A 24181-nucleotide genomic window follows, 5' to 3' on the forward strand; every position below is an offset into this window, starting at 1 on the left:
GATGGCAGCCCGGTTCTACACTGCCGCTCCATGCCTTTGCACACCTCCACTCCCCTCATCGAATCCAATGCCCTGGGCCAGGCCAGCGGCCAGAACATCTGGCTCAAGCTGGACGCGCTGCAGCCTTGCGGATCATTCAAGCTGCGCGGCATAGGCCATGCCTGCGAGACCCTGGCGGGCCAGGGCAAGAAGCGCTTTGTGGCCTCGTCGGGCGGCAATGCCGGCATTGCCGTGGCCTATGCGGGACGGCAGCTGTCGATGCCCGTCACCGTGGTCGTTCCCCAGACCACGACCGAGCATGCACGGGCATTGATCCGCGCCCAGGGCGCCGAGCTGATCGTGCATGGCTCCGTCTGGGACGAGGCCAATGCGCTGGCCCAGTCCCTGCTGGGTGCCGACGATGCCTTTGTCCACCCGTTTGACGATCCGCTGCTGTGGGCCGGGCATTCCACCCTCGTCGACGAACTGGCCACTGCCGGCTTCAAGCCCGACGCCGTGGTGCTGGCCGTGGGCGGCGGCGGCCTGCTGGCCGGCGTGGTGCAGGGCCTGGAGCGCCATGGCTGGACCGATGTGCCCGTGATCGCGGCGGAGACGGCCGGCGCCGATTCCCTGGCGCAGTCCCTGGCCCAGGGCCGCCGCGTACTGCTGGACCGCATCACCAGCGTGGCTACTTCGCTGGGCGCGCGCCAGGTCTGCCAGCGGGCCTTCGATCTGGCGCAGGTGCACCCCGTGCGCAGCGCCGTGGTGACGGATGCGCAGGCGCTGCAGGCCTGCCTGCGCTTCATTGACGACCATCGCCTGCATGTGGAGCCGGCCTGTGGCGCCGCGCTGGCCCTGGCCTACGGGCGCGCTCCTGCGTTGCAAGGCTTCCAGCGCGTGCTGGTGGTGGCCTGCGGCGGCACGACGAACACGCTGGAGCAGCTCCAGGCGTGGCGTGGGGCGGCGCTGGCAGCCGAGGCGTGAGCACGGCTGCGGCCTGAAGTCCCGGCCCGCGCATTCATGCGGCGCTCAACACCTCGCCGGGGACCCTGATCCAGCCTTCCATCAGGATGCGTGCGCTGCGGCTCATCAGGGCCTTGGTCACCTGCCACTGGCCGTTCACCAAACGGGCCTCGGCGCCCACGCGCAGCGTTCCGGAGGGGTGGCCAAAGCGCACGGCGCTGCGCTCGCCGCCGCCTGCCGCCAGATTCACCAGCGTGCCCGGCACGGCCGCTGCGGTGCCGATGGCCACGGCAGCCGTGCCCATCATGGCGTGGTGCAGCTTGCCCATGGACAGGGCGCGCACCAGCAGGTCCACGTCACCCGATTCAATGCGCTTGCCGCTGGATGCCGTGTAGGCGGCCGGTGGCGCCACAAAGGCGATCTTTGGCGTGTGCTGCCGTCTGGCGGCCTCGGCCAGGTCCTTGATCAGCCCCATCTGCAGCGCGCCGTGGGCGCGTATGGCCTCGAAGCGGGCCAGGGCCTCGTCGTCCGTGTTGACGGCGTCCTGCAGCTCGCAGCCCGTGTAGCCCAGGTCCTGGGCGTTCAGGAAGATGGTCGGAATGCCCGCATTGATCAGCGTGGCCGCCAGGCTGCCCACGCCGGGCACGTCCAGCCGGTCCACGAGGTGGCCTGTAGGGAACATGGCTCCGCCATCGTCTCCTTCATCGGCGGGATCCAGGAACTCCAGCGCCACTTCGGCGGCCGGGAAGGTCACGCCATCGAGCTCGAAGGAGCCGGTCTCCTGGACCTGGCCTTGCGTGATGGGCACATGGGCCACGATGGTCTTGGCGATGTTGGCCTGCCAGATGCGAATGGTGACCGTGCCGTTGCGAGGAATGCGCGCGGGATCTATCAGTCCCATGTGGATGGCGCAGGGCCCCACGGCGGCCGAGAGGTTGCCGCAGTTGCCGCTCCAGTCCACAAACGGCTGGTCGATGGCGACCTGGCCAAACAGATAGTCCACGTCATGGCCTTCCCGCGTACTGGGAGCCAGGATCACGGCCTTGCTGGTGCTGGACGATGCATTGCCCATGCCGTCGATCTGCTTGCCGTACGGGTCGGGGCTGCCCAGGGCGCGCAACAGGATGGCGTCGCGCACGGGTCCGGGGCGCTGGGCCGCCTCGGGCAGATCCTGCAGGCGAAAGAACACGCCCTTGCTGGTGCCGCCGCGCAGGTAGGTGGCAGGGATGCGCAACTGGGGAAGAAAGGTTTCGGGGATCGCGCCCATCTCAGGCCTCCTGTGCTGTTGTTCGTATCTGTGTCTGTTCTTGCGGTCTGCCGATCGCCGGAGCGCGCAGCCTCTGGCGGCGGTTGATGCCCATGGACGGTGTCCCCTGCGGTGTCAGGCGATGGCAGTAGGCCAGGTTTGTTGCAAGCGCCATGCCATCCGCATCAAGGGAAAACCCGTGCAAGCCTTGCAGCGCGCCAGCACAGGGCGTGTGCACTGCGGTGCTGGCTGCCGCCGCAACATTCGTTTCACTGTCGTTTCAAAATTGCTGCTTTTGATTTCATGGATGAGGGAGCGTGCAACGGTTCGGTCCCCCAGTCCCACGCCGGCCTGCGGAGATCTCTAGGGTTTGCCCGGACCAGCCTTCAGCAAGTGTGCTTGCAGACGATAGAGGAAAGGTGTTTGTAGGATTTGTCTTATCCATGGTTCGCCTGCCGCGTGCCGAAATCCATTTATCCTCGCGCTCTGCTCCACATGGCCTGTACTGCCCTTTCCGGTGAACCTGCCATGGGGCTGGCAACGAGCGGTTCCGTGCTCCTGGACCGATTTCCCGTGACCGCCTATTCCGCCTTAGCCGCTCCATGTCAGTTTTTGCCCAGCGCACGCTTGTAGCCATCCGGGCCGCCTGGCCAGCCGCAACCGTCATGGCGGTGGGCATGTGCCTGAGCGCTGTGCTTGCCTTGCAGCAGCAGCGGGCGCTGGAGCGTATCGACCTGCAGCGCCATACCCAGCAGGCCCAGTCGGCCCGCCAGGCGCTGGAGATGCGCCTGGATGCCTACGCGGTCATGGTCCAGCATGTGGCCAACCAGCTGGCCGCCTCTCCCGAGATGGGGCAATCGGCCTTCGCGCGCATGGCGCAGGCGCTGCGCATACAGGCGCAGCCGGGCATGCAGGCGCTGTCCTTTACACGGGCCGCAACGCAGCGCGGTCTGCCCGGCCAGGATCAGGCCTTCACCGCCCGGCCCGGGCCCCACTATTTCTTCATCGACTATCTCTGGCCGCTGGAGGGCAACGAGTCCATTGCCGGCCTGGACATGCACGACCGCCCCAGCCTCATGGCCAGCATGGTGCGCAGCCGCGACAGCGCGGCCGCCGTGGTCTCGGCACCGTTTGCGCTGAAGCAGCCCGGCGAGCATGCCACCGCCGTGCTGGTGCGCGCGCCTGTCTTTGCGCTTGTGGACCACCAGTCCCCGGACGGGGAGGCCGCGCAGCCGCTGTTTCTGGGGACTGCCGACGTCAGCGTGCGCGTGCACGACCTGGTGCAGGACCTGCATGAACGCGGCTTTCTGCGCCGGCTTGCGCTGGCCATGCATGACGCAGGCCCGACCTCGCCCCTGCCGCCGGCCGGCATATCGCCGCTGCCGCTGTACCTGGGCGCGGCCTGGCCGGAGCGCGGGCAGGAGGCGGCCGGCATGGGCGACACCGGCCAGGTGGTGCTGGAGCAGACGCTGCAGGCCCAGGACCGGCTGTGGCGGTTGAACTTCATTCCCATGGGGACGGCCCTGTCCTGGACCGAGCGTGTCCAGCCCCTGGTTCTTTTCGCGCTGGGCATGCTCGTGTCGGCCCTGCTGGCGTCGCTGGCGGCGGCCTGGTGGCGGCGCCATCCTTCCAGCTGGGCCCAGCTGCGCGCCTCCTCCCGCAGCATGCGTGAGAGCGATGCCCGCTTTCAGGCCCTGTTCGAGCAGGCTGCCGTGGGCGTGGTGCAGGTCGATGCGGCCAGCGGCAACGTCCTGCATGTGAACCGCAGGTACTGCGACATTACCGGCCATGAGGCGCAGCAGCTGTGCCAGCGGCCCCTGCTGGCCCTGTTGGCGGCCGAAACCCTGGAGGGCGACCGGGTGCTGCTGCAGGAACTGACGGCGGGCCAGCGCGGGGCCCTGCAGATCGAGCGGCAGCTGCGGCGCCGCGACGGCACCCTGGTCTGGGTGGAGCTGCATATCTCCGCGCTGGGCCATGGCCCGTCCCGGCGGCTGATGGCGCTGGTGCAGGACATCAGCGCGCGGCGCCACCTGCAGCAGATGCAGCGCGATGGATCGCGCCATCTGCGCATGGTCATCCAGCGCCTGCCTCTGGGCCTGGCCATGCTTCAGGACGACGGCCGCTTCGCCTACTGGAACGAGGAATTCATGCGCCTGGCGGGCCACGGTGCCACGGCCGGCATGGATGGTGATGGCTGGTGGTGCAACATGTGTCCCGATGAAGCCCGCCGCCTGCGCATGCAGCGCCGCTTCGAGGCCGCGCAGGCGAGGGCGCGCGTGGCACAGAGCCTGCACAGCGGCGAGTCCGACAGCTGCGGCACCCTCAACTGCGAGGAATACCAGCTCATGGGCAGCGATGGCCGCACGCGTTCCGTATCGATAGGCGGCATGCTGCTGGACGAAGGCTGCCTGCTGATCCTGCAGGACCAGAGCCAGCGCAAGACCGCCGAAGAGGAAATCCGCCGCCTGGCCTTCCACGACGCGCTCACCGGCCTGCCCAACCGCCGCCTGCTGGTGGACCGGTTGCAGCAGGCGCTGGCCTCCAGCCGCCGGCGCGGGCGCTGCGGCGCCGTCATGCTGCTGGACGTGGACAACTTCAAGGCCTTCAACGACAGCCTGGGGCTGGAGCTTGGCGATGTGCTGCTGCGCATGATTGCCGAGCGCCTGGCGCAGTCCCTGGGGCCCGAGGCCACGCTGGCCCGCCACAGCGGCGATGACTTCGTCGTGCTGCTGGAGGACCTGGGCAAGGACTCCATGCATGCGGCCTCGCAACTGGAAGGCGAGGTCCAGCGCATGCGTTCGCTGCTGCAGCAGCCGCTGCAGTTGGCAGGCCAGTCCTGCCACATCACGATGAGCATTGGCGCCAGCCTGTTCGGCGAGCAGGAACTGAGCGCCGACGAGGTGCTGCGCCGCGCCGAAATGGCCATGTACCAGGCCAAGGGCATGGGGCGCAACACGCTGCAATTCTTCGATCCGCAGTTGCAGGCCGTGCTGCGCTCGCGCACGGCCATGGAGCAGGAAATGCGCGAGGGCCTGGTGCGCAGCCAGTTCGTCCTGTACTACCAGCCGCAGATGGCGCACGGACGCATCGTGGGCGCCGAAGGCCTGCTGCGCTGGAACCACCCGCGCGAAGGGCTGGTGCCGCCCTCGCTCTTCGTCTCGCTGGCCGAGGAGACCGGCCTGATCCAGCAACTGGGCGAATGGGTGCTGGGCGAGGCCTGCAGGCAGCTGGCGCAATGGGCGGCGGACCCCGAAATGGCCTGCATGGTGCTGGCCGTCAACGTCAGCCCGCGCCAGTTCCACCAGGCGCGCTTCGTGGAGCAGGTGCTGCAGGCGCTCAAGGAGCACGGCGCCAACCCGCGCCTGCTCAAGCTGGAGCTGACCGAAAGCCTGCTGCTGGCCGACGTGGACGACACGGCCGCCAAGATGGCCACGCTCAAGGCCCACGGTGTCGGCTTCTCGCTGGATGACTTCGGCACAGGCTATTCCTCGCTGGCCTATCTCAAGCGACTGCCGCTGGACCAGCTCAAGATCGACCGCAGCTTCGTGCGCGACGTGCTCAGCGACCCCAACGACGCGGCCATTGCGCGCACCATCGTCGCCCTGGGCACCAGCCTGGGGCTGCAGGTCATCGCCGAAGGCGTGGAAACCGAGGCGCAGCGCCAATTCCTCGAAGACCAGAGCTGCCACGTCTGGCAGGGCTACCTGCTCAGCCCGCCCGTGCCCGTGCGCAGCTTCGAGGCCCTGGTGCGCGAGGCCGCCCCCTTGCAGCGCCCCCCGGCCTTGAGCCCCGCATGCCTGACCCAGCCGGCGCAACACCGGCCCGAAGTGGTGGAATGCACGGACGCCAGCACGGGGCCAGAGGTCCCTTCAAACCATTCTTGACATTCGGAGCGGCCCCGCCCGGGCCGCTTTCCATTCTTGAGAGGGGGTGGCGCGCGGTATCATCCCGAGCTGCCTTGTTCTTTCCCCACCTCCTTGTTTGTCCGTTCGCCGCGGACCGCTTTGTGCCTGCATCGTGCGCCTGAATTCCATCAAGCTGTCCGGCTTCAAGTCCTTCGCCGAGCCCACCAACTTCATGCTGCCGGGTCAACTGGTGGGCGTGGTGGGCCCCAACGGCTGCGGCAAGTCCAACATCATGGATGCGGTGCGCTGGGTGCTGGGCGAGAGCAAGGCCAGCGAGCTGCGCGGCGAGTCCATGCAGGACGTGATCTTCAACGGCACCACGCACCGCAAGCCGGCCAGCCGCTCCAGCGTGGAGCTGGTGTTCGACAACAGCGACCACCGTGCGGGCGGCCAGTGGGGCCAGTTCGGTGAGATCGCCGTCAAGCGCGTGCTCACGCGCGAGGGCAACAGCAGCTACTTCATCAACAACCAGGCCGTGCGCCGCCGTGACGTGCAGGACGTGTTCCTGGGCACGGGCCTGGGCCCGCGCGCCTACGCCATCATCGGCCAGGGCACGATCAGCCGCATCATCGAGTCGCGCCCCGAGGAGCTGCGCCTGTTCCTGGAAGAGGCCGCAGGCGTGTCCAAGTACAAGGAGCGCCGGCGCGAGACCGAGAACCGACTCTCGGCCACCACCGAGAACCTCACGCGCGTGGAGGACATCCTGCGCGAGCTCAACAACAACCTCGACCGGCTGGAGAAGCAGGCCGAGGTGGCGGCGCAGTACAACGCGCTGCAGTCCCAGGTCACGCTCAAGCAGCAGCAGCTGTGGTTTCTCAAGCGCGCCGAGGCCGAGGCCGAGCAGGACCGCGTGCGCGTGGAGGGCCTGAAGGCCGTCAACGAGCTGGAAGAGCGCATGGCCGACATCCGCAACAACGAAAGCGGACTCGAAACCCTGCGCCAGGCCCACTACGACGCCAGCGACCAGGTCAACCAGGCCCAGGCCAAGCTCTACGAATCCACGGCCGAGGTCGGCAAGCTGGAGGCCGAGATCCGCTACGTGCTCGAAGGCCGCCAGCGCGTGCAGCAGCGGCTGCAGCAGCTGTCCGAGCAGGTGCTGCTGTGGAACAGCCGCCGCGAGGAGGCCGAAGCCGAAATCGAAAATCTCGACGGCGCCGGTATGGACGCCGAGGAACAGGCCGAGATGCTGGCCGCCCAGGTCGAGGAGCAGAGCATGCGCCTGCCCGACCTGGAAGAGGCGCTGCGCAATGCCCAGAAGGCCGATGCCGACCAGCGCGCCAGCGTGGTGCAGGTGCAGCAGCAGATCCAGGTGCTGGCCGCTGAGCAGCGCAGCCTGGACGAGCAGCGCCGCCAGTTCGAGACCCGCTTCGAGCGACTGCGCGCCGACCGCAATGCGCTGGAGACACCCGACGAGGCCCGCCTCCACAATCTGCAGTCCCAGCTGGACGAGGCCCGCGAACTGGCTGAAATGGCCGATGCCGTGCTCAACGAGCTGCAGGACTCCGTGCCCCAGCTCGATGAGGACCGTCGCACGCGCCAGCAGGCCGTCAATGCCGAGGCCGCGCGCCATGCCGACCTGTCGGCGCGGCTGGAAGCCCTCAAGGCCCTGCAGGAAAAGGTCAAGACCGACGGCAAGCTCCAGCCCTGGCTGGCCAAGCACGGCCTGGACGGCATGCAGGGCCTGTGGAGCCGCATTGCCATCGAGCCCGGCTGGGAAAACGCGCTGGAGGCCGCGCTGCGCGAACGCCTGGGCGCGCTGGAAGTGGGCCGGCTCGACATGGTGCGCGGCTTCCTGGGCGCAGGCGGGCACGATGCGCCCCCCGCGCGCCTGGCCTTCTTCAGCCCGCCGCAGGGCGCCCCCGCGCCCGCGCCGGGGCGCTGGCAGCACCTGTCCGATCTGCTGCGCGTGAACGATGCCGGCCTGCGCGCCGTGCTCGGCGACTGGTTGCAGGACTGCTACACGGCGCCCACGCTGGAAGAGGCGCTGTCGCGCCGCGGCGAGCTGCGGCCCGGCGAGACGGTCTATGTGCCCACGGGCCATGCCGTCAGCAGCCACAGCGTGAGCTTCTATGCGCAGGACTCGGAGCAATCCGGCCTGCTGGCACGCGCCCAGGAAATCGAGCACCTCGAAAAGGAAGTGCGCGCCCAGGCGCTGATCTCCGACGAATCGCGCACGGCCCTGGTGCGTGCCGAAAGCGCCTATGCCGAGGCCTCGCAGCGCCTGGTCAGCGCCCGGCGCGAGGCCAGCGAATCGCAAGGCCGCGCCCATGAGCTGCAGGTCGAGACCCTGCGCCTGTCGCAGCTGGCCGAGCAGGCCCGTGCGCGCAATGCCCAGATCAGCGCCGACCTGGCCGAGGTCGAGGCCCAGCTGTCCGACATCGAGGAGCGCCGCGTGGCGGCCGAAGCCCGCTTCGAGGAACTGGACATGCAGCTGGCCGACAGCCAGGAGCGCCATGCCCTGCTGGGCGACAAGGTGCTGGAGTCCGAGCGGCGCCTGAACGAATCGCGCGAGCAGCTGCGCACGCTGGAGCGCCAGGCCCAGGAGGCCACCTTCTCGCGGCGCAGCCTGGAGGCGCGCCGGGGCGAACTCAGCCGCACCATAGAGACGGCCAGCCAGCAGGCCCGCTCGCTGGCCGACGAGCAGCAGCGCGCGCAGGACGAACTCACGCGCCTGACCGATGCCGCCGCCCAGGGCGGCCTGCAGGACGCGCTGGATCTGAAGATGCAGCGCGAGCAGGCCGTGGCCGCGCGCCGCAGCGAATATGACGACCTGACCAACAAGCTGCGCGCCAGCGACGAACGCCGCCAGCAGCTGGAGAAGGCGCTGGACCCGCTGCGCCAGCGCATCACCGAATTCCAGCTCAAGGAGCAGGCCGCGCGCCTGGGCCTGGAGCAGTACTCCACCCTGCTGGAGGAGGCCGGTGCCGACCTGGCCGCCGTCTCCCAGTCCATTGCCGAGGCCAATGTGCGCATGCACGGCCTGCAGGGCGAAATCGACCGGCTGCACCGCGAGATCGCCGCCCTGGGCGCCGTCAACCTGGCGGCGCTGGACGAGCTGAAGCTGGCGCGTGAGCGCAAGACCTTCCTTGACGCGCAGACCGAGGACCTGACCCAGGCCATGAACACGCTGGAAGATGCCATCCGCAAGATCGACGCCGAGACGCGCGAGCTGCTGTCGGGCACCTTCGAGACCGTGAACGGGCATTTCGGGCGCATGTTCCCCGAGCTGTTCGGCGGTGGCCAGGCCAAGCTGGTGATCACCGGCGATGAAATCCTGGACTCGGGCGTGCAGGTGATCGCGCAGCCGCCCGGCAAGAAGAACCAGACCATCCACCTGCTGTCCGGTGGCGAGAAGGCGCTGACGGCGATTGCCCTGGTCTTCGCCATCTTCCAGCTCAACCCGGCGCCGTTCTGTCTGCTGGATGAGGTGGACGCGCCGCTGGACGACGCCAACACCGAGCGCTATGCCAAGCTGGTGGCCAGCATGAGCAAGGGCACGCAGTTCCTGTTCATCAGCCACAACAAGATCGCCATGGAAATGGCGCAGCAGCTCATCGGCGTGACCATGCAGGAGCAGGGCGTGTCCCGCATCGTGGCCGTGGACATGGAGTCCGCGCTGTCCATGGCTGAGCTATCCTGAGCATGTCCGCAACCTTCCGAACCCATTTGCTGGAACGACGTTTCATTCCTTCATTCCATGAGTAACCTGCAAATCAGTCTGGCCGTCCTGGGCTTTGTGGTGCTGGCCCTGATCATTGCCTACAACAGCTGGTCCGCACGCCGCAACGCACCCAAGCGCGCCGACCCCGTCGAAGAGGCGCAGCGCGATCCCTCGCGCCATGAACCCGGCATGGACACCGTGGGCCACGGCCCAGACCTGACGCACAGCCTGCGCGAGCCCGTGCTGGGCGACTTCGGCACCGCAGCCCCGGGCCAGAGCCCTGCCGCCGTGGACCGCTTTGCCGAAACCGATGCCGAACTGGCCCATCTGGTCCAGCTCGAAGAGCAGCAGCGCCAGGCCGAGGCCCAGGCCGCTTTGGCGGCCAAGGCAGCCCAGGCGGTGCAGACCGCGCAGGCTGCCCATGCCCTGCAGGCGGCTGAAGACGCCAGCGCATCGGCACCCGCATCTGCGTCAGTGCCTGCGCCATCCCCGTTGGCACCGCAGTCCATCGAGCCTTCCCTCAACGACGCGGCCCTGACCAGCGCTGCGGCCAGCCGGCCGGGCCTGGATGCGCTGATCGATGCCATTGCCCCCGTGCAGGTCGGCCAGGCCGTGCCTGGCGAACTGGCGCTGCAGGCCCAGCCGGCCACGCGGCGCGCGGGCAACAAGCCGTTTGCCATCGAAGGCATGAACCAGTCCACCCACCAGTGGGAGCCGCTGCAGCCCGGCCAGCGCTACCTGGGTTTCCAGGCCGGCGTGCAGCTGGCCAACCGCACGGGTGCGCTCAACGAGATCGAGTTCTCCGAGTTCGTTGCTAAGGTGCAGCGCTTTGCCGACGCGCTGGGCGCCACGCCCGACGTGCCCGACATGCTGCAGGAAGTGGCGCGTGCGCGCGAGCTCGACCAGTTCGCCAGCGAGCACGATGCCCAGCTCACCTTCATGCTGCGCGCACGCCAGGCCTCCTGGAGCGCGGGCTATGTGCAGCAGAACGCATCGCGCCAGGGCTTTCTGCCGGGCTCCATGCCCGGGCGCATGGCCCTGCCTTCGCCCACGCCCGGCATGCCGCCGGTGCTGGTGCTCAACTACGACCCGCAGGCGGCCATGGCCGACGACCTGGACACCTCGGTGGTGCGCGAGTTCCTGCTGAGCCTGGACGTGCCCCAGGTGCCGCGCGGCGAGCAGGCCTTCGTGCAGCTGCGCCAGGTGGCCGAGCGCCTGTGCCAGACCATGGATGGAGTGCTCTGCGACCAGAACGGCTACCTGCTGCCGGCCATGGCGCTGGACCCCATCCAGCACGACCTGGAACAACTCTATGACAAGCTCGACAGCCGCGAGCTGTCGGCGGGCTCCATGCTGGCGCGGCGACTGTTCAGCTGACGCGGCGCGGTGCCCCTGGTGCACAACAGGCTCCTGGCCTCAACCCCATGAACGACAATCTGGATCTCTTCTCCGGCGCAGCCCCCGCGGCGCCGGAGTCCGGGGCCGCCCCCGACAAGGTGCTGGCCAAGGTGCAGGCGCTGCGCGCCCAGCTCAACCAATGGGCACATGAGTACTACGTGCTGGACACGCCCACCGTGCCCGACGGCGAGTACGACCGCGTCTTCCAGCAATTGCAGGCCTTGGAAGGTGCCTACCCCGAACTGGTCACCCCGGACTCGCCCACGCAGCGCGTGATCGGCGCCGTGCTCGACGGCCTGATGCCTGTGCGCCATGCCGTGCCCATGCTCAGCATCCGCACCGAGACCGACAACGAGGCCACGGGTGCCGAGGCCTTCGACGCACGCATCCGCAAGGAGCTGGAACTGGCCGAAGGCGCACCGCCCGTGGAATACGTGGCCGAGCCCAAGTTCGATGGCCTGGCCATGAACCTGCGCTACGAGAACGGCCGCCTGGTGCAGGCCACCACGCGCGGCGACGGCGAGGTGGGCGAGGACGTCACACACAACATCCGCACCATCCGCAAAATTCCGCTGTCCCTGCCCGAAGGCAAGGGCGTGCCGCCCGTGGTCGAGGTGCGCGGCGAGGTCTACATGGGCCGCGCCGACTTCGTCCGGCTCAACGAACGCCAGCAGGCCGCCGGCGGCAAGAGCTTTGCCAATCCGCGCAATGCGGCGGCAGGCTCGGTGCGCCAGCTGGACTCGGGCATTGCGGCCCAGCGCCCGCTGTCCTTCTTCGCCTATGGCCTGGGCGAGATCACGCCGGCCGCGCAGGGCGGCCCCGACTTCGGCACCCACTACGCCATGCTGCAGACGCTGCGCGACTGGGGCTTCCCGGTGGCGCCCCAGGTCTGCATTGCCAAGGGCGCGGCCGAGCTGGTGGCCTTCCACCAGCGCATGGGCGCCGAGCGCGCCACGCTGCCCTACGAGATCGACGGCGTGGTCTACAAGGTCAACAGCCTGTCCCAGCAGCGCCAGCTGGGCTTTGTCTCGCGCGAGCCGCGCTGGGCCGTGGCCCACAAGTACCCGGCCGAGGAAATGCCCACGCGCATGGAAGGCATCGACATACAGGTCGGCCGCACGGGCAAGCTCACCCCCGTGGCGCGCCTGGCGCCCGTGGCCGTGGGCGGCGTCATCGTCACCAATGCCACGCTGCACAACCTGTTCGAGATCCGCAAGAAGCGCGTGCGCACCGGCGACACCGTGGTCGTGCGCCGCGCCGGCGATGTGATTCCCGAAGTCGTGGGCCGCGTGCCCGGCGACCGGCCGGCCTATGTGCCCAACTTCCGCATGCCCGCTGCATGCCCCATCTGCGGCAGCGCGGTGTCGCGCCCCAAGGGCGAGGCCAACCACCGCTGCACGGGCGGCCTGTTCTGCCCGGCGCAGCGCAAGGAGGCCATCCTGCACTTCGCCGCGCGGCGCGCCATGGACATCGAGGGCCTGGGCGACAAGCTGGTGGACCAGTTGGTGGACGGCCATGTGGTGCGCACGCTGCCCGACCTCTACCGCCTGGGCCTGGTGGCCCTGGCATCGCTGGACCGCATGGCCGAGAAGTCGGCCCAGAACGTGCTGGATGCGCTGGAGAAATCCAAGAAGACCACGCTGTCGCGATTCCTCTTCGGCCTGGGCATCCGCCAGGTCGGCGAGTCCACGGCCAAGGACCTGGCCCGCCATTTCGGCCAGCTGGACGCCATCATGGACGCCAGCGTCGAGCAACTGCTGCAGGTGCGCGACGTCGGGCCCATCGTGGCCGAGAGCATCCACACCTTCTTCGCGCAGCCCCACAACCGCGAGGTGGTCGAGCAGTTGCGTGCCTGCGGCGTGCACTGGGAAGAGGGCGCGGCGCGCGAGCAGACCGCCCAGCCCCTGGCCGGCATGACCGTGGTGCTCACCGGCACGCTGCCCACGCTGGGCCGCGACCAGGCCAAGGAGATGCTGGAGGCCGCTGGCGCCAAGGTCTCCGGATCGGTCAGCAAAAAGACCAGCTACGTGGTCGCGGGCGCCGAGGCCGGCAGCAAGCTGGCCAAGGCCGAGGAACTGGGTGTGCCCGTGCTGGACGAGGCCGGCATGCTGGCCCTGCTGGCGGGTGACCCCCCTGCTGCAGCCGCAGCGGAGCAGGGCTGATGGCGCTGAGTCCGCGCAAACCCGTGGTCGGCCTGGCGCTGGGCAGCGGGTCGGCGCGCGGCTGGGCGCATTTCGGCGTGCTGCGCGCGCTCGAGGATGCGGGCCTGCGGCCCGACATCATCTGCGGCTCGTCCATCGGCGCCCTGGTGGGCGCCTCCTATGCGGCCGGTGAAATGCAGCGCTTCGAGGAATGGGTGCTGGGCCTGGGCATGCGCAAGGTCTTCGGCTTCATGGACTTCAACATCGCGGGCGGCATGCTCAAGGGCGAGAAGCTGATCTCGTTCTGGCGCGAGCATTTCGTGGACTCGGCCATCGAGGATCTGAAGATTCCCTTCGGCGCCGTGGCCACCGACCTGCATTCGGGTGCCGAGGTCTGGCTGCGCAAGGGCTCCATCGCCGATGCCGTGCGCGCCTCCATCGCGCTGCCCGGCCTGTTCACGCCCGTGCAGCGCGAAGGGCGGCTGCTGGTCGATGGCGGCATCGTCAACCCCGTGCCCGCCTCGCTGGCGCGCGCCATGGGCGCGGACATCGTGATCGCGGTCGATCTCAATGCCGACATCATGCGGCGCCACATGCGGCCGCTGGCGCCCGCTGCCGCCATGGCCGCTGCGCCGTCGCTGGAGGAGGCCCCGCCCGCCGTGGAGCAGGGCGTGGCGCCCGAGGACCTGTCGGGCCAGGCCAGCGCCGTGGCCGGCTCGGCCTGGATGCGCCGGCTGCAGCGCGGCGTGATGGGGTGGATGCCCGGCCACCACCGCGACGAGGCAGGCCGCGAGACCGAGCCCCCGCCCCGGCCGCCCTCGCTGCTGGACGTGGTGATGACCAGCGTCAACATCATGCAGATGCGCATCACGCGCAGCCGCATGGCGGGTGACCCGCCCGAGCTGGTGATCGCCCCGCGCCTGTCCCACCTGGGCCTGCTGGACTTCCACCGCGCCCGCGAGGCCATCGACGAAGGCTACGAGGCGGCGCAGGCCGCGCTTCCGGGCCTGCGCCACTGGGGTCTGTGAGGCCCCGGGGGAACGCGCCCTATGCCGCCTGGGCATCCCAGGCCGCATCGCGCTCCACTGCTGCCGCGCTGCGGTCTGCGTTGGCCGCCGCGCCGCGCGAAGGCTGCAGCCGTTGCATCAATGCGGCCGGATCCAGGCACTGGATCAGCGGCAGGCCCGCGCCGGCATGCACCAGCTCCCGCACCAGGGCCGGCGTCGTGGAGGCCACGCTGAGCATGGGCGATTCCACCAGCGCGCTGGCCGGCAGCCGGTGCACGCCTTGCAGCGCGCTGACCAGCAGCCCCACGCGCAGGCCGCCGTGCTGGACCACGATGACCTGCGACTGCTCGGTGACCACGCCGGGCCGGCCCTGCAGCAGCGCGGCCAGGTCGAACACCCAGACATAGCCGCTGACGCTGCCCTGGCTGCGCCGCGCCAGCGCACCCACGCAAAACGGCAGCCGCCCTGCCGCCACGGGCGAGATGGCGCTGGCGGGCAGGGCCTCGCAGACATCGCCCGCGCGCAGGGCCAGCAGGCTGGCGCCCACGTAGAAGCTGGCCAGTTCCACCGGCGCATCGCCACCGCCGTGCGCGGCGAGCGCACGCGCGACAGGACGCGAGCCATCCAGCCGCGTGGCCGGCGCCAGGCGCAGGGCGCGGTTGCGCGCATCGGCATGCACAGGGCCCAGCCGCTGAAGGCTCAGGCTGACGAGGCCGGCCAGTGTGTCCTCCGTTGCGCTTTCCTTTGCATCGCGTGCCGCGCCCTGGTCCAGCCGGAACTCGCGGTAGCCGCGCCCGGTAGCCATGCCGACGATGCAGTAGTGGCCTTCGATTTCCTCGATGCTGCTGCGTACCTCTCCATCGGCCAGCGTTGCCAGCCCGGCCACGCCTTCTATGCAACTGCCCAGCGGCCGACCGCCGTGGCTGGCGGCGATGATGCGGCCGTCGCGTGCCACGTAGAAAGCCTCCATCGGCAAACGGGGCAGGCCGTGGTCTTCGGGGCCGGCGTCTTCGGACTGCTCCGGTGCAGCGGCCTGCAGCATGGCCTGCAGTTCTCGGCGCGTGTGGAACAGCAGGGCAATGCCGCCGATGGCGGGGCCCTGATCTGCGCCCTGCCCATGCCCATGTCCATTGGTGGTTGAGGGGGCGCGCAATGCGGCGTGGTAGACGTGGACGGGCAGGCCCCCATCGTCCAGCTCCTGCACGTGATAGGCCTGGGCATCGCGCAGCGCCATGGTGGCCTGCAGTGCCGAGGCCTGCACGCGCACGCCGGGTGACAGCGGCAGACCGGGTTCGTCCTCATGGCTGCAGGCCAGCACCAGGCCCTGGGCGTCATACAGCGCAATGCGCGCATAGACGGTGTACAGCGCATTGAGCTGCTCCAGCAGACGCTGCGCGGCGTCGTGTGCCTGTACCGACAGGGCCAGGCAGCCGCTGTTGTCTTGCAGCACTTTCTGCAGGCCTGGCGTCAGGGCCCACCAGCGGCAATCGTTGGCGCGTTCGTAGAGATTGCGCTCCAGCAGGTCCATCAGCAGCCGGTTCAGCGTGGTGTGCTCCTGCAGCCGCGTGGACAGCGCCGTTTCGTGCAGGCCGTGGATGGCGCGCGTGAACACGGCATGGGTCAGGTCGCCGGTCTCGCTCATCTGCTCCAGCACGGCCTGCAGCGGGTCCGGGTGGGCCGTGCCCTGCACGGGGGACTCCGGTGCCTGGCTGGCAGCCAGCACCTGGCCGTTCCAGACCACGCGGCGTATGTCGTCGGCCGCGCGTGCCATGGCGTGCAGGGGCGGGCAAAAGCCCCGGGACTGGGCCATCAGTCCTTCGGCGATGGCAGGCTCCAGTGCCTGCAGGACCTGCGGCCTTTGCTGGGTAGCGAAGGCCAGGTCCAGCGGCGCCATGACCTGGGTCTGCCAGCCCTCGGGGCCCGCATAGCCCTGGTAGGGCAGGGCGCGGGCCGTACGCACCAGATAGGTGCGGCCGGCGTGGATCAGCGGCTGCACGGCATCGCCGTGGTGCATGGGCACGCGGCTGCCGGGGGCGATCCAGTGGTCATCGCTGCTGGCAATGACCACTCCAGCCGCATCCAGCAGCAGTCCCACCTGGGCGCGCGGCCCGCCCGAGGCAAAGATGGCCTGCATCTCGGCCGCGAAGTCGAAGCTCAGGCACAGCACGCCGAGCACCGCCATGGTGCGTGGATGCAGCAGGCGCTGCGCGTAGATCAGGCGGTCTGCGCCGGGCAGCACGCAGCTGGCGCCGAAATGGCTGACATGGCCGGCCTGCTGCAGGCACTGCTGGAACCAGCCCTCGGCGCAGGGCGGCAGCGGCTTGTCGCCTGCCTGGGCGCGTGCGCAGACCTGGCCCTGGGTGTCCAGCAGCAGGATGTCGTCGTAGACCGTGTACTTGGCACGGTAGGCCTGCAGGTGCAGCTGCAGCGGAGCCTGCCAGGCGTGCAGGCCGCCCGCGGCCATGTCCAGCAGGATGTCGCCATCGCCGAGCTGGGCCATGGCCTCGCACAGCACGGAATCGGCGGCCAGGAAGCCGACATCGGCCGTGCGCTCGTAGAGGCTGCGCACCAGCAGGTCGATGGCATGGCTGGACTGCATGCCCAACTGGGCCATGGCTTCCTGCGCGGACTGGGCCAGCTGCGACTGCAGCAGGCCTTGCTCCAGCTGCTCCAACCCCTGGCGCGTGTCGGTCAGCATGGACACCAGGGCCTGTCCCTGCTGCGAGGCCTGCATGCGGGCCGAAGCCTCGATGAGACGCCACATGAGCCGGATCTCGCGCAGGTCGGCGGCGTTGCGGTTGAGTTCCCGCAGGTGGGGAAGAATCAGGTCGGTGGGCAGGGATGTGGCCATGGGGCGCTCCGCAGTCAGGTTCAGGTTTGGTAAACCAACTTTTCCGCTCAGGGAAAAGCCCTATGCAAAGAGCAAGAAGGAGGCCAGTTTGTGACTAAATGTGTCTGCAAGGTGACATAGGGGTGACGGACCGCCGCCTGGTCCACGCCCGCAGCCCGTCCGGTGCCACACCGGGGCATGGCCCGGCATCACCGCAGTGCGTACGCCGGCGCCGTGCAGCACTGTGGTGCCTGGCGGCCGTGCAGGCCTACAGGCTCAGGTCGATGGAATGCACCCGGTGCGCGTCCAGCAGGCCGGCAGCCCGGTCGGCGAAGTAGCGCTCCAGCGTCACGCGCACGGTGCGGAAGGCCAGTTCTTCCCAGGGAACATCGGCCTGCGCAAACAGGCGGGCCTCCATGGTCTCGGGGCCGGGGTAGAACTGCTCGCTGCGCAGACGGGCGCGGTAGAACAGATGGACCTGGCTGACCTTGGGCACGTCCACGATGGAAAACAGCGGCCCCATCTCGATGTCGGCGCCGGCTTCCTCGTCGGTCTCGCGCTGGGCGCCGCGTGCCGTGGTCTCGGCCAGTTCCATGAAGCCTGCGGGCAGGGTCCACAGGCCCCGGCGTGGCTCGATGTTGCGCTTGCACAGCAGCACGCGGCCGTCGTCGGTCACGGGGATGGTGCCCACCACGTTCAGCGGGTTCTCGTAGTGGATGGTGTGGCAGTGCGGGCACACGGCGCGCTCGCGCGTGTCGCCATCGTCAGGAAGGCGGTAGACCACCGCCGTGCCGCAGGCTCGGCAGAACTTGATGGGGCTGCGAAAAATCATGCCGACACCATGAAAGTGAAAGCGCCGCCAGACGGAAGGCAGTAAGGCATTCCGTGCGGCGGACCGTGGGTTCAAACACAAAGGCCGGCAGGCCGGGGAGCGTGCTCCCTGCTGCCTTGCCGGCCTGTCGCCAGGCTCAGGGAAAACTCAGGCGATCTTGACGCTCAAGGGGCTCAGCCCGTCGATGCGGCCTTCCAGCAGGTCACCGCGCACCACGGCGGCCACGCCTTCGGGCGTGCCCGTCATGATCAGGTCGCCGGGCTGCAGTTCCCAGGCCGCCGACAGGTGCTCGATGGTCTCGGCAATGTTCCAGATCAGCTTGCCGATGTCGCTGCGCTGGCGGTCGGCGCCATTGACCTGCAGCGAGATCGCGGCCTTGGCGATGTCGCCGGCCTCGGCTGCCGGGGTGATGGGGCCGATGGGTGCGGCATGCTCGAAGGCCTTGCCGATGCACCAGGGTCGGCCCTGCTTCTTCATGTCGTTTTGCAGGTCGCGGCGCGTCATGTCCAGGCCCACGGCGTAGCCCCAGATGTAGTCCAGCGCATCGGCTGCCAGGATGTTCTTGCCCGCCTTGCCGATGGCCACGACGAGCTCGATCTCGTGGTGCAGGTTGGAGGTCAGCGTGGGGTAGGGCATGGTGCCCGTGGTGCCGGCCTCGACGGGCACGATGGCGTCGGCAGGCTTGAGGAAGAAGAAGGGCGGCTCGCGGCCGGTGAAGCCCATCTCCTTGGCGTGTTCTTCGTAGTTGCGGCCCACGCAGTAGATGCGGTGCACGGGGAAGCGCTCGGGGCGGCCCAGGACGGGTACGCTGGCCACGGCGGGCGGGTTGAAAACGTAGCTCATGTCGGTGTTCCTCTGGCGCCTTGTCTCTTGGGCGCCGCCGCAAGTGTGCCATGCATCGGCGCGGCTGCACGGTATGCTTTGCAGTCTATGAAGCTCCACACCTACTTCCGCTCGTCGGCCTCCTACCGCGTGCGCATTGCGCTGCAGATCAAGGGCCTGGACTATGAATCCGTACCCGTGCACCTGCTGCGCGGCGACCACAAGGCGCCGGCCTATGCCCAGCATGTCGGCGATGCGCTGGTGCCGGCGCTGGAGACCGAGGACGGCCACTGGCTGACCCAGTCCATGGCCATCATCGAATATCTCGATGAGACCCATGCCGAAATACCGCTGCTGCCGCGTGACGCCCTGGGCCGTGCCCATGTGCGCGCACTGGCCCAGATGGTGGCCTGCGAGATCCATCCGCTCAACAACCTGCGCGTGCTCAAGTACCTGGTGCGCAACCTGGGTGTCTCCGACGAGGCCAAGAGCGGCTGGTACGTGCATTGGGTGCGATCGGGCCTGGAGGCCTTCGAGCGCCAGCTGGACCTGCTGGCCGCCGAGCGCGAGGCGGCCGGCCTGCCGCCTTCGCTGTTTTGCTGGGGCGACACGCCCACGCTGGCCGATTGCTGCCTGGTGCCGCAGATCTTCAACGGCCGCCGCTTCAACGTGAGCCTGGACGGCCTGCCGCGCCTGGCGGCCATCGTCGATCGCTGCGAGGCGCTGCCGGCCTTCCAGAAGGCCCATCCCTCGGCCTGCCCCGACGCGGAATGAGCGCGGCCCGGCCTGACTCCATCCCCGGCACCATCCCCGTATCCTGGCTGGTGCCCGACTGGCCCGCGCCGCCCGGCGTGCACGCGCTGTGCACCTCGCGCGAAGGCGGCGTCAGCACGGCGCCCTGGGGCAGCCTGAACCTGGGCGACCATGTGGGAGACGACCCGCAGGCCGTGCGCGCCAACCGCCAGCGCCTGCAGGAGATCGTGCGTGCGGATACGCCGGATGCCTGCGCGGTGTTCCTGCAGCAGGTGCATGGCGTGGATGTCATCGCACTGGATGCAGGCAGCGCGCAGGGCCAGGCCTTCGATGCCTGCGTGACCAGCGCCTCGGGCGTGGTCTGCACCATCATGGTGGCCGACTGCCTGCCCGTGTTGCTGGCCCATCGCAGCGGCGCCGTGGTGGGCGCGGCCCATGCGGGCTGGCGCGGTCTGGCCGGAATGCCGCCTGGCCATGCGGGTCAGCCGTTGGCAGGCGGTGTGCTGGAGTCTCTGTTCAAGCGCTTTGCCGATCAGCTCCGGACCGCGCCCGAGCAGGTGGCGCCGCAGACCCTGGCATGGCTGGGCCCTTGCATCGGTCCGCGTTCCTTTGAGGTCGGTGCCGAGGTGCGTGCTGCCTTCATCGCGCATGACGCCGCCGCCGCCGCGCATTTCACCGCCATACCTCAGGCGGGCGAGGGCACCCCCAAGTACCTGGCCAGCCTGGCCGGGCTTGCGCGACAGCGCCTGGCGGCGCTGGGCATCACGGCCATCCATGGCAATGACGGCAGCGACGCATGGTGCACGGTGCTCAACGACTCACGGTTCTTTTCGCACCGGCGCGACGCTGCCCGCCTGGGCAGCAGCGGCCGATTCGCCGCCTGCATCTGGAAGGACTGAGGGCGCGGGCGCGTCCGGTGCGTCCGCCGTGCCCTGCGAGGCCTGCTGCTGCGCCAGCCAGGCCTGGCGCTCGGCCAGTTCGCGCGCATGGCGCTTTCGGTTGCGCGCGGGCGTACCCATGATGTAGATCACGATGGACAGCGGCAGCAGTCCATACAGTGCGAAAGTGACCAGGGCGCCGAGTATGCTGCCCGTGGGGCTGGCGGCTTCGGCCACGGCCATCATCAGCGTGACATACAACCAGGCGATAACAACGAGATACATGGTCGATTCGAAAAAGGCGCACCGGGCACGGGTTTTTGTGGAGGGCTGTGCCGGGCAACGGGGGGCTCGCCTGGGTCACAATCAAAACGGATGCCCCGCAAGCCCCAGGCTATTGCGAACGGCATCCGCGAACAAGGATGCAGCATGAATTTTGACCCACTCGCAGGCCTGCCAGGCCAACCCATCCAGCAATTCTGGAACGAGCAATGGAGCCGGACGCTGCAGATACTGCAGCAGATGGGATCACCGGGAATGCCGGGAGCACAGGGCGCGGGCATGCCGGACATGGCCCAGGCCTGGAAGGCTGCAGTCCCCGAACCCGGCGCCTTGCCCGAGAACGCGCTGTCGCTGGACCCCGAAAAGCTGCTGGAGCTGCAGCGCCAGTACCTGGACGGCGCCAAGGCCATGTGCGAGCAGGGCGGCGCCCAGGCGCTGCTGGCCAAGGACAAGCGCTTCAACACCCAATCCTGGGCCGACAACCCGCTGACGGCGGCCACCGCAGCCACCTATCTGCTCAACAGCCGCATGCTCATGGGCCTGGCCGAGGCCGTGCAGGCCGACGAGAAGACCCGCAACCGCGTGCGCTTCGCTGTCGAACAGTGGCTGGCGGCCATGTCGCCCAGCAACTTCCTGGCACTCAATGCAGAGGCGCAGAAGAAGGCCATCGAAACCCAGGGCGAGAGCCTGGCCCAGGGCGTGGCCAACCTGCTGGCCGACATGCGCCAGGGCCATGTCTCCATGACCGACGAGAGCCTGTTCACCGTGGGCAAGAACGTTGCCACCACCGAAGGCGCCGTGGTGTTCGAGAACGAGCTGTTCCAGCTCATCGAGTACAAGCCGCTGACGGACAAGGTGCACGAGCGTCCCTTCCTCATGGTGCCGCCGTGCATCAACAAGTTCTACATCCTGGACCTGCAGCCCGACAACTCGCTGATCCGCTATGCCGTCAGCCAGGGCCACCGCACCTTCGTGATGAGCTGGCGCAATCCCGACGACAGCCTGGCGCACAAGACCTGGGACAACTACATCGAAGACGGCGTGCTCACCGGCATCCGCGTGGCACGCGAGATCGCGGGGGCCGAGCAGATCAACGTGCTGGGCTTTTGCGTGGGCGGCACCATGCTGTCCACCGCGCTGGCCGTGCTGCAGGCACGCCACGACCGCGAGCATGGTGCAGCTGCTGCTCCGGCGGCCAAGGCGCCTGCGGCCAAGCGCGCGGCTGGCAGCCGCAGCGCCGCCCGCACATCCACAGCCCGCGCCACGGCGCCGGCCGGCGTGCCGTTTCCCGTGGCCAGCGTCACGCTGCTGACCACTTTCATCGACTTCAGCGACACCGGCATCCTCGATGTCTTCATCGATGAGTCCGTGGTGCGCTTCCGCGAAATGCAGATGGGCGAGGGCGGCCTCATGAAGGGCCAGGACCTGGCATCGACCTTCAGCTTTCTGCGTCCCAACGATCTGGTCTGGAACTACGTGGTGGGCAACTACCTCAAGGGCGAAACACCGCCGCCGTTCGACCTGCTGTACTGGAACAGCGACTGCACCAACCTGCCCGGCCCGTACTACGCCTGGTACCTGCGCAACCTCTACCTGGAAAACAAGCTGGTCCAGCCCGGTGCGCTGACCGTCTGCGGCGAGCGCATCGACATGCACCAGCTGCGCCTGCCGGCCTATATCTACGGCTCGCGCGAGGACCACATCGTGCCCGTGGGCGGCTCCTATGCATCGACCCAGGTGCTGGGTGGCGACAAGCGTTTCGTCATGGGCGCATCCGGCCACATCGCGGGCGTGATCAATCCGCCGGCCAAGAAAAAGCGCAGCTACTGGCTGCGCGAGGACGGCCAGCTGCCGCCCACGCTCAAGGAGTGGCAGGCCGGCGCCGACGAGTACCCGGGCAGCTGGTGGGCCGACTGGAGCCCCTGGCTGGCCGAGCACGGCGGCAAGCTGGTCGCGGCGCCAAAGCAGTACGGCAAGGGCAGGGAATACACGGCCATCGAGCCGGCCCCGGGCCGCTACGTGCTGGTCAAGGCCTGAGGCACAATCGTTTCGATGCTGCAGCGCAATAACGCTGCGGCTTGAATGCAGGGTGCCGCTGCCGCAGCTTCGGCAGTGCGCGCCCGGGCATCCCTTCAAGAGTCCAAAGAAAGGTCCGTCATCATGGAAGACATCGTCATCGTTTCCGCTGTCCGCACTGCCGTTGGCAAGTTCGGCGGCACCCTTGCCAAGATCCCCGCCACCGAACTGGGCTCCATCGTGATCCGCGAGGCTCTGAGCCGCGCCAAGGTCGGCACCGACCAGGTCGGTGAAGTCATCATGGGCCAGGTGCTGGCCGCTGGCGCAGGCCAGAACCCTGCACGCCAGGCCATGATGAAGGCCGGCATCGCCAAGGAAACCCCGGCCCTGACCATCAATGCGGTCTGCGGCTCGGGCCTGAAGGCCGTGATGCTGGCGGCCCAGGCCGTGGCCACGGGCGACAGCGAGATCGTCGTGGCCGGCGGCCAGGAGAACATGAGCCTGTCCCCCCACGTGCTGCCGGGCTCGCGCGACGGCCAGCGCATGGGCGAGTGGAAGATGGCCGACACCATGATCGTGGACGGCCTGTGGGACGTCTACAACCAGTACCACATGGGCATCACGGCCGAGAACGTGGCCAAGGAAAAGAGCGTCAGCCGCGAACAGCAGGACGCCCTGGCCCTGGCCAGCCAGCAAAAGGCCACGGCCGCGCAGGACGCCGGCAAGTTCGTGGATGAGATCGTTCCCGTCAGCATTCCCCAGCGCAAGGGCGATCCCGTGGTCTTTGCGGCCGACGAGTACATCAACCGCAAGACCAACGCCGAGGCGCTGGCAGGCCTGCGTCCGGCCTTCGACAAGGCCGGCTCGGTGACGGCCGGCAATGCTTCGGGCCTGAACGACGGCGCCGCCGCCGTGGTGGTGATGAGCGCCTCCAAGGCCAAGGCCCTGGGCCTGACGCCGCTGGCGCGCATCGTCTCCTATGCCACCAGCGGTCTGGACCCCGCCACCATGGGCCTGGGCCCGGTGTTCGCCTCGCGCAAGGCGCTGCAGCGCGCCGGCTGGTCTGCGCAGGACGTGGACCTGTTCGAGCTGAACGAAGCCTTCGCGGCACAGGCCTGTGCGGTGAACCAGGAGCTGGGCATCGACCCGGCCAAGGTCAACGTCAACGGCGGCGCCATTGCCATCGGCCACCCCATCGGCGCATCGGGCGCCCGCATCCTGGTGACCCTGCTGCACGAGATGCAGCGCAGCGGCGCCAGGAAGGGTCTGGCCGGCCTGTGCATCGGCGGCGGCATGGGCGTGGCCATGACCGTGGAGCGCGTCTGAAAGGCTCCGGGAAAACGTTAGCAAGCTTTCAGGGTAGATCCTAGGCTTGACTAGGGCCTGCCCGAAGAGGGGCGCAGCGCACGCGCTGCATACTAGCCATGCGAGGGGGCCGGGCCCAGAGGCTCAGGCACCCTTGGCGATA

General features: G+C 68.8%; 15 protein-coding genes. 10 read left to right on the forward strand and 5 right to left on the reverse strand.

Translation table 11 applies throughout. From position 1 onward, the window contains the following. The first annotated feature begins 30 nt into the window (after nucleotides 1-30). Complete coding sequence (locus tag ACF8O7_RS21045; protein WP_392444164.1) at nucleotides 31-963, forward strand: pyridoxal-phosphate dependent enzyme; 933 nt, start codon at nucleotides 31-33, stop codon at nucleotides 961-963. A gap of 34 nt (nucleotides 964-997) precedes the next feature. On the opposite strand, the gene prpF is transcribed toward ACF8O7_RS21045, so the two are convergent. After that, complete coding sequence (gene prpF, locus ACF8O7_RS21050; RefSeq protein WP_392444166.1) at nucleotides 998-2209, reverse strand: 2-methylaconitate cis-trans isomerase PrpF; 1212 nt, start codon at nucleotides 2207-2209, stop codon at nucleotides 998-1000. 581 nt (nucleotides 2210-2790) lie between these two features. Between prpF and ACF8O7_RS21055 the strand changes: the two genes are divergently transcribed. The 5 genes from ACF8O7_RS21055 (at nucleotide 2791) to ACF8O7_RS21075 (ending at nucleotide 14321) form a co-directional block, all read left to right on the forward strand. Further along, on the forward strand, nucleotides 2791-6072 hold the full coding sequence (locus tag ACF8O7_RS21055; protein ID WP_046238712.1) for an EAL domain-containing protein: 3282 nt from the start codon (nucleotides 2791-2793) through the stop codon (nucleotides 6070-6072). Nucleotides 6073-6205: 133 nt separating this feature from the next. After that, nucleotides 6206-9733, forward strand: a complete 3528-nt coding sequence (gene smc / locus ACF8O7_RS21060) for a chromosome segregation protein SMC (RefSeq protein WP_392444168.1) — start codon at nucleotides 6206-6208, stop codon at nucleotides 9731-9733. 57 nt (nucleotides 9734-9790) lie between these two features. Further along, nucleotides 9791-11131 (forward strand): cell division protein ZipA C-terminal FtsZ-binding domain-containing protein, encoded by a 1341-nt coding sequence (locus ACF8O7_RS21065; RefSeq protein ID WP_016445918.1) that lies wholly within the window; start codon nucleotides 9791-9793, stop codon nucleotides 11129-11131. Nucleotides 11132-11178: 47 nt separating this feature from the next. After that, nucleotides 11179-13314, forward strand: a complete 2136-nt coding sequence (gene ligA, locus ACF8O7_RS21070) for an NAD-dependent DNA ligase LigA (protein ID WP_016445919.1) — start codon at nucleotides 11179-11181, stop codon at nucleotides 13312-13314. After that, nucleotides 13314-14321, forward strand: a complete 1008-nt coding sequence (locus tag ACF8O7_RS21075; protein WP_244451687.1) for a patatin-like phospholipase family protein — start codon at nucleotides 13314-13316, stop codon at nucleotides 14319-14321. Before ligA ends, ACF8O7_RS21075 begins: the two co-directional genes overlap by 1 nt. 19 nt (nucleotides 14322-14340) lie before the next feature. On the opposite strand, the gene ACF8O7_RS21080 is transcribed toward ACF8O7_RS21075, so the two are convergent. The 3 genes from ACF8O7_RS21080 to ACF8O7_RS21090 all read right to left on the reverse strand — a co-directional run bounded on the left by ACF8O7_RS21080 (nucleotide 14341) and on the right by ACF8O7_RS21090 (nucleotide 18805). Then, a complete protein-coding gene (locus ACF8O7_RS21080; protein WP_392444171.1) occupies nucleotides 14341-17151 on the reverse strand; it encodes a chemotaxis protein CheW in 2811 nt (936 codons plus the stop codon). A 247-nt stretch (nucleotides 17152-17398) separates the two neighbouring features. Then, nucleotides 17399-17962, reverse strand: a complete 564-nt coding sequence (locus tag ACF8O7_RS21085; RefSeq protein ID WP_016453500.1) for an NUDIX hydrolase — start codon at nucleotides 17960-17962, stop codon at nucleotides 17399-17401. A gap of 147 nt (nucleotides 17963-18109) precedes the next feature. Continuing rightward, complete coding sequence (locus tag ACF8O7_RS21090) at nucleotides 18110-18805, reverse strand: fumarylacetoacetate hydrolase family protein (protein ID WP_016445923.1); 696 nt, start codon at nucleotides 18803-18805, stop codon at nucleotides 18110-18112. Nucleotides 18806-18892: 87 nt separating this feature from the next. Here ACF8O7_RS21090 and maiA point away from each other — a divergent pair, with 87 nt between their 5' ends. Continuing rightward, entirely contained in the window at nucleotides 18893-19558 is a 666-nt protein-coding gene (gene maiA, locus ACF8O7_RS21095; protein WP_016445924.1) for a maleylacetoacetate isomerase, read from the forward strand. Further along, the gene (locus ACF8O7_RS21100) at nucleotides 19555-20436 is read left to right on the forward strand and encodes a polyphenol oxidase family protein (protein ID WP_052151630.1); all 882 of its coding nucleotides are present in this window, start codon (nucleotides 19555-19557) and stop codon (nucleotides 20434-20436) included. Before maiA ends, ACF8O7_RS21100 begins: the two co-directional genes overlap by 4 nt. Here the strand turns inward: ACF8O7_RS21100 and ACF8O7_RS21105 are convergent. Continuing rightward, entirely contained in the window at nucleotides 20356-20700 is a 345-nt protein-coding gene (locus ACF8O7_RS21105; protein WP_016445926.1) for a hypothetical protein, read from the reverse strand. The genes ACF8O7_RS21100 and ACF8O7_RS21105 overlap by 81 nt on opposite strands. A gap of 144 nt (nucleotides 20701-20844) precedes the next feature. On the opposite strand from ACF8O7_RS21105, the gene ACF8O7_RS21110 reads away from it, so the two are divergent. Both ACF8O7_RS21110 and ACF8O7_RS21115 read left to right on the forward strand, forming a co-directional pair. Then, nucleotides 20845-22734, forward strand: a complete 1890-nt coding sequence (locus ACF8O7_RS21110) for a PHA/PHB synthase family protein (RefSeq protein WP_392444173.1) — start codon at nucleotides 20845-20847, stop codon at nucleotides 22732-22734. A gap of 123 nt (nucleotides 22735-22857) precedes the next feature. Continuing rightward, nucleotides 22858-24039: an acetyl-CoA C-acetyltransferase gene (locus ACF8O7_RS21115; RefSeq protein ID WP_016445928.1), complete on the forward strand. Its 1182-nt coding sequence runs from the start codon at nucleotides 22858-22860 to the stop codon at nucleotides 24037-24039. Nucleotides 24040-24181 lie beyond the last annotated feature (142 nt).

Origin of the sequence: Delftia sp. WSY_16, from assembly GCF_043104415.1 — a bacterium.
In the GTDB taxonomy this organism is placed as follows: domain Bacteria; phylum Pseudomonadota; class Gammaproteobacteria; order Burkholderiales; family Burkholderiaceae_C; genus Comamonas; species Comamonas tsuruhatensis.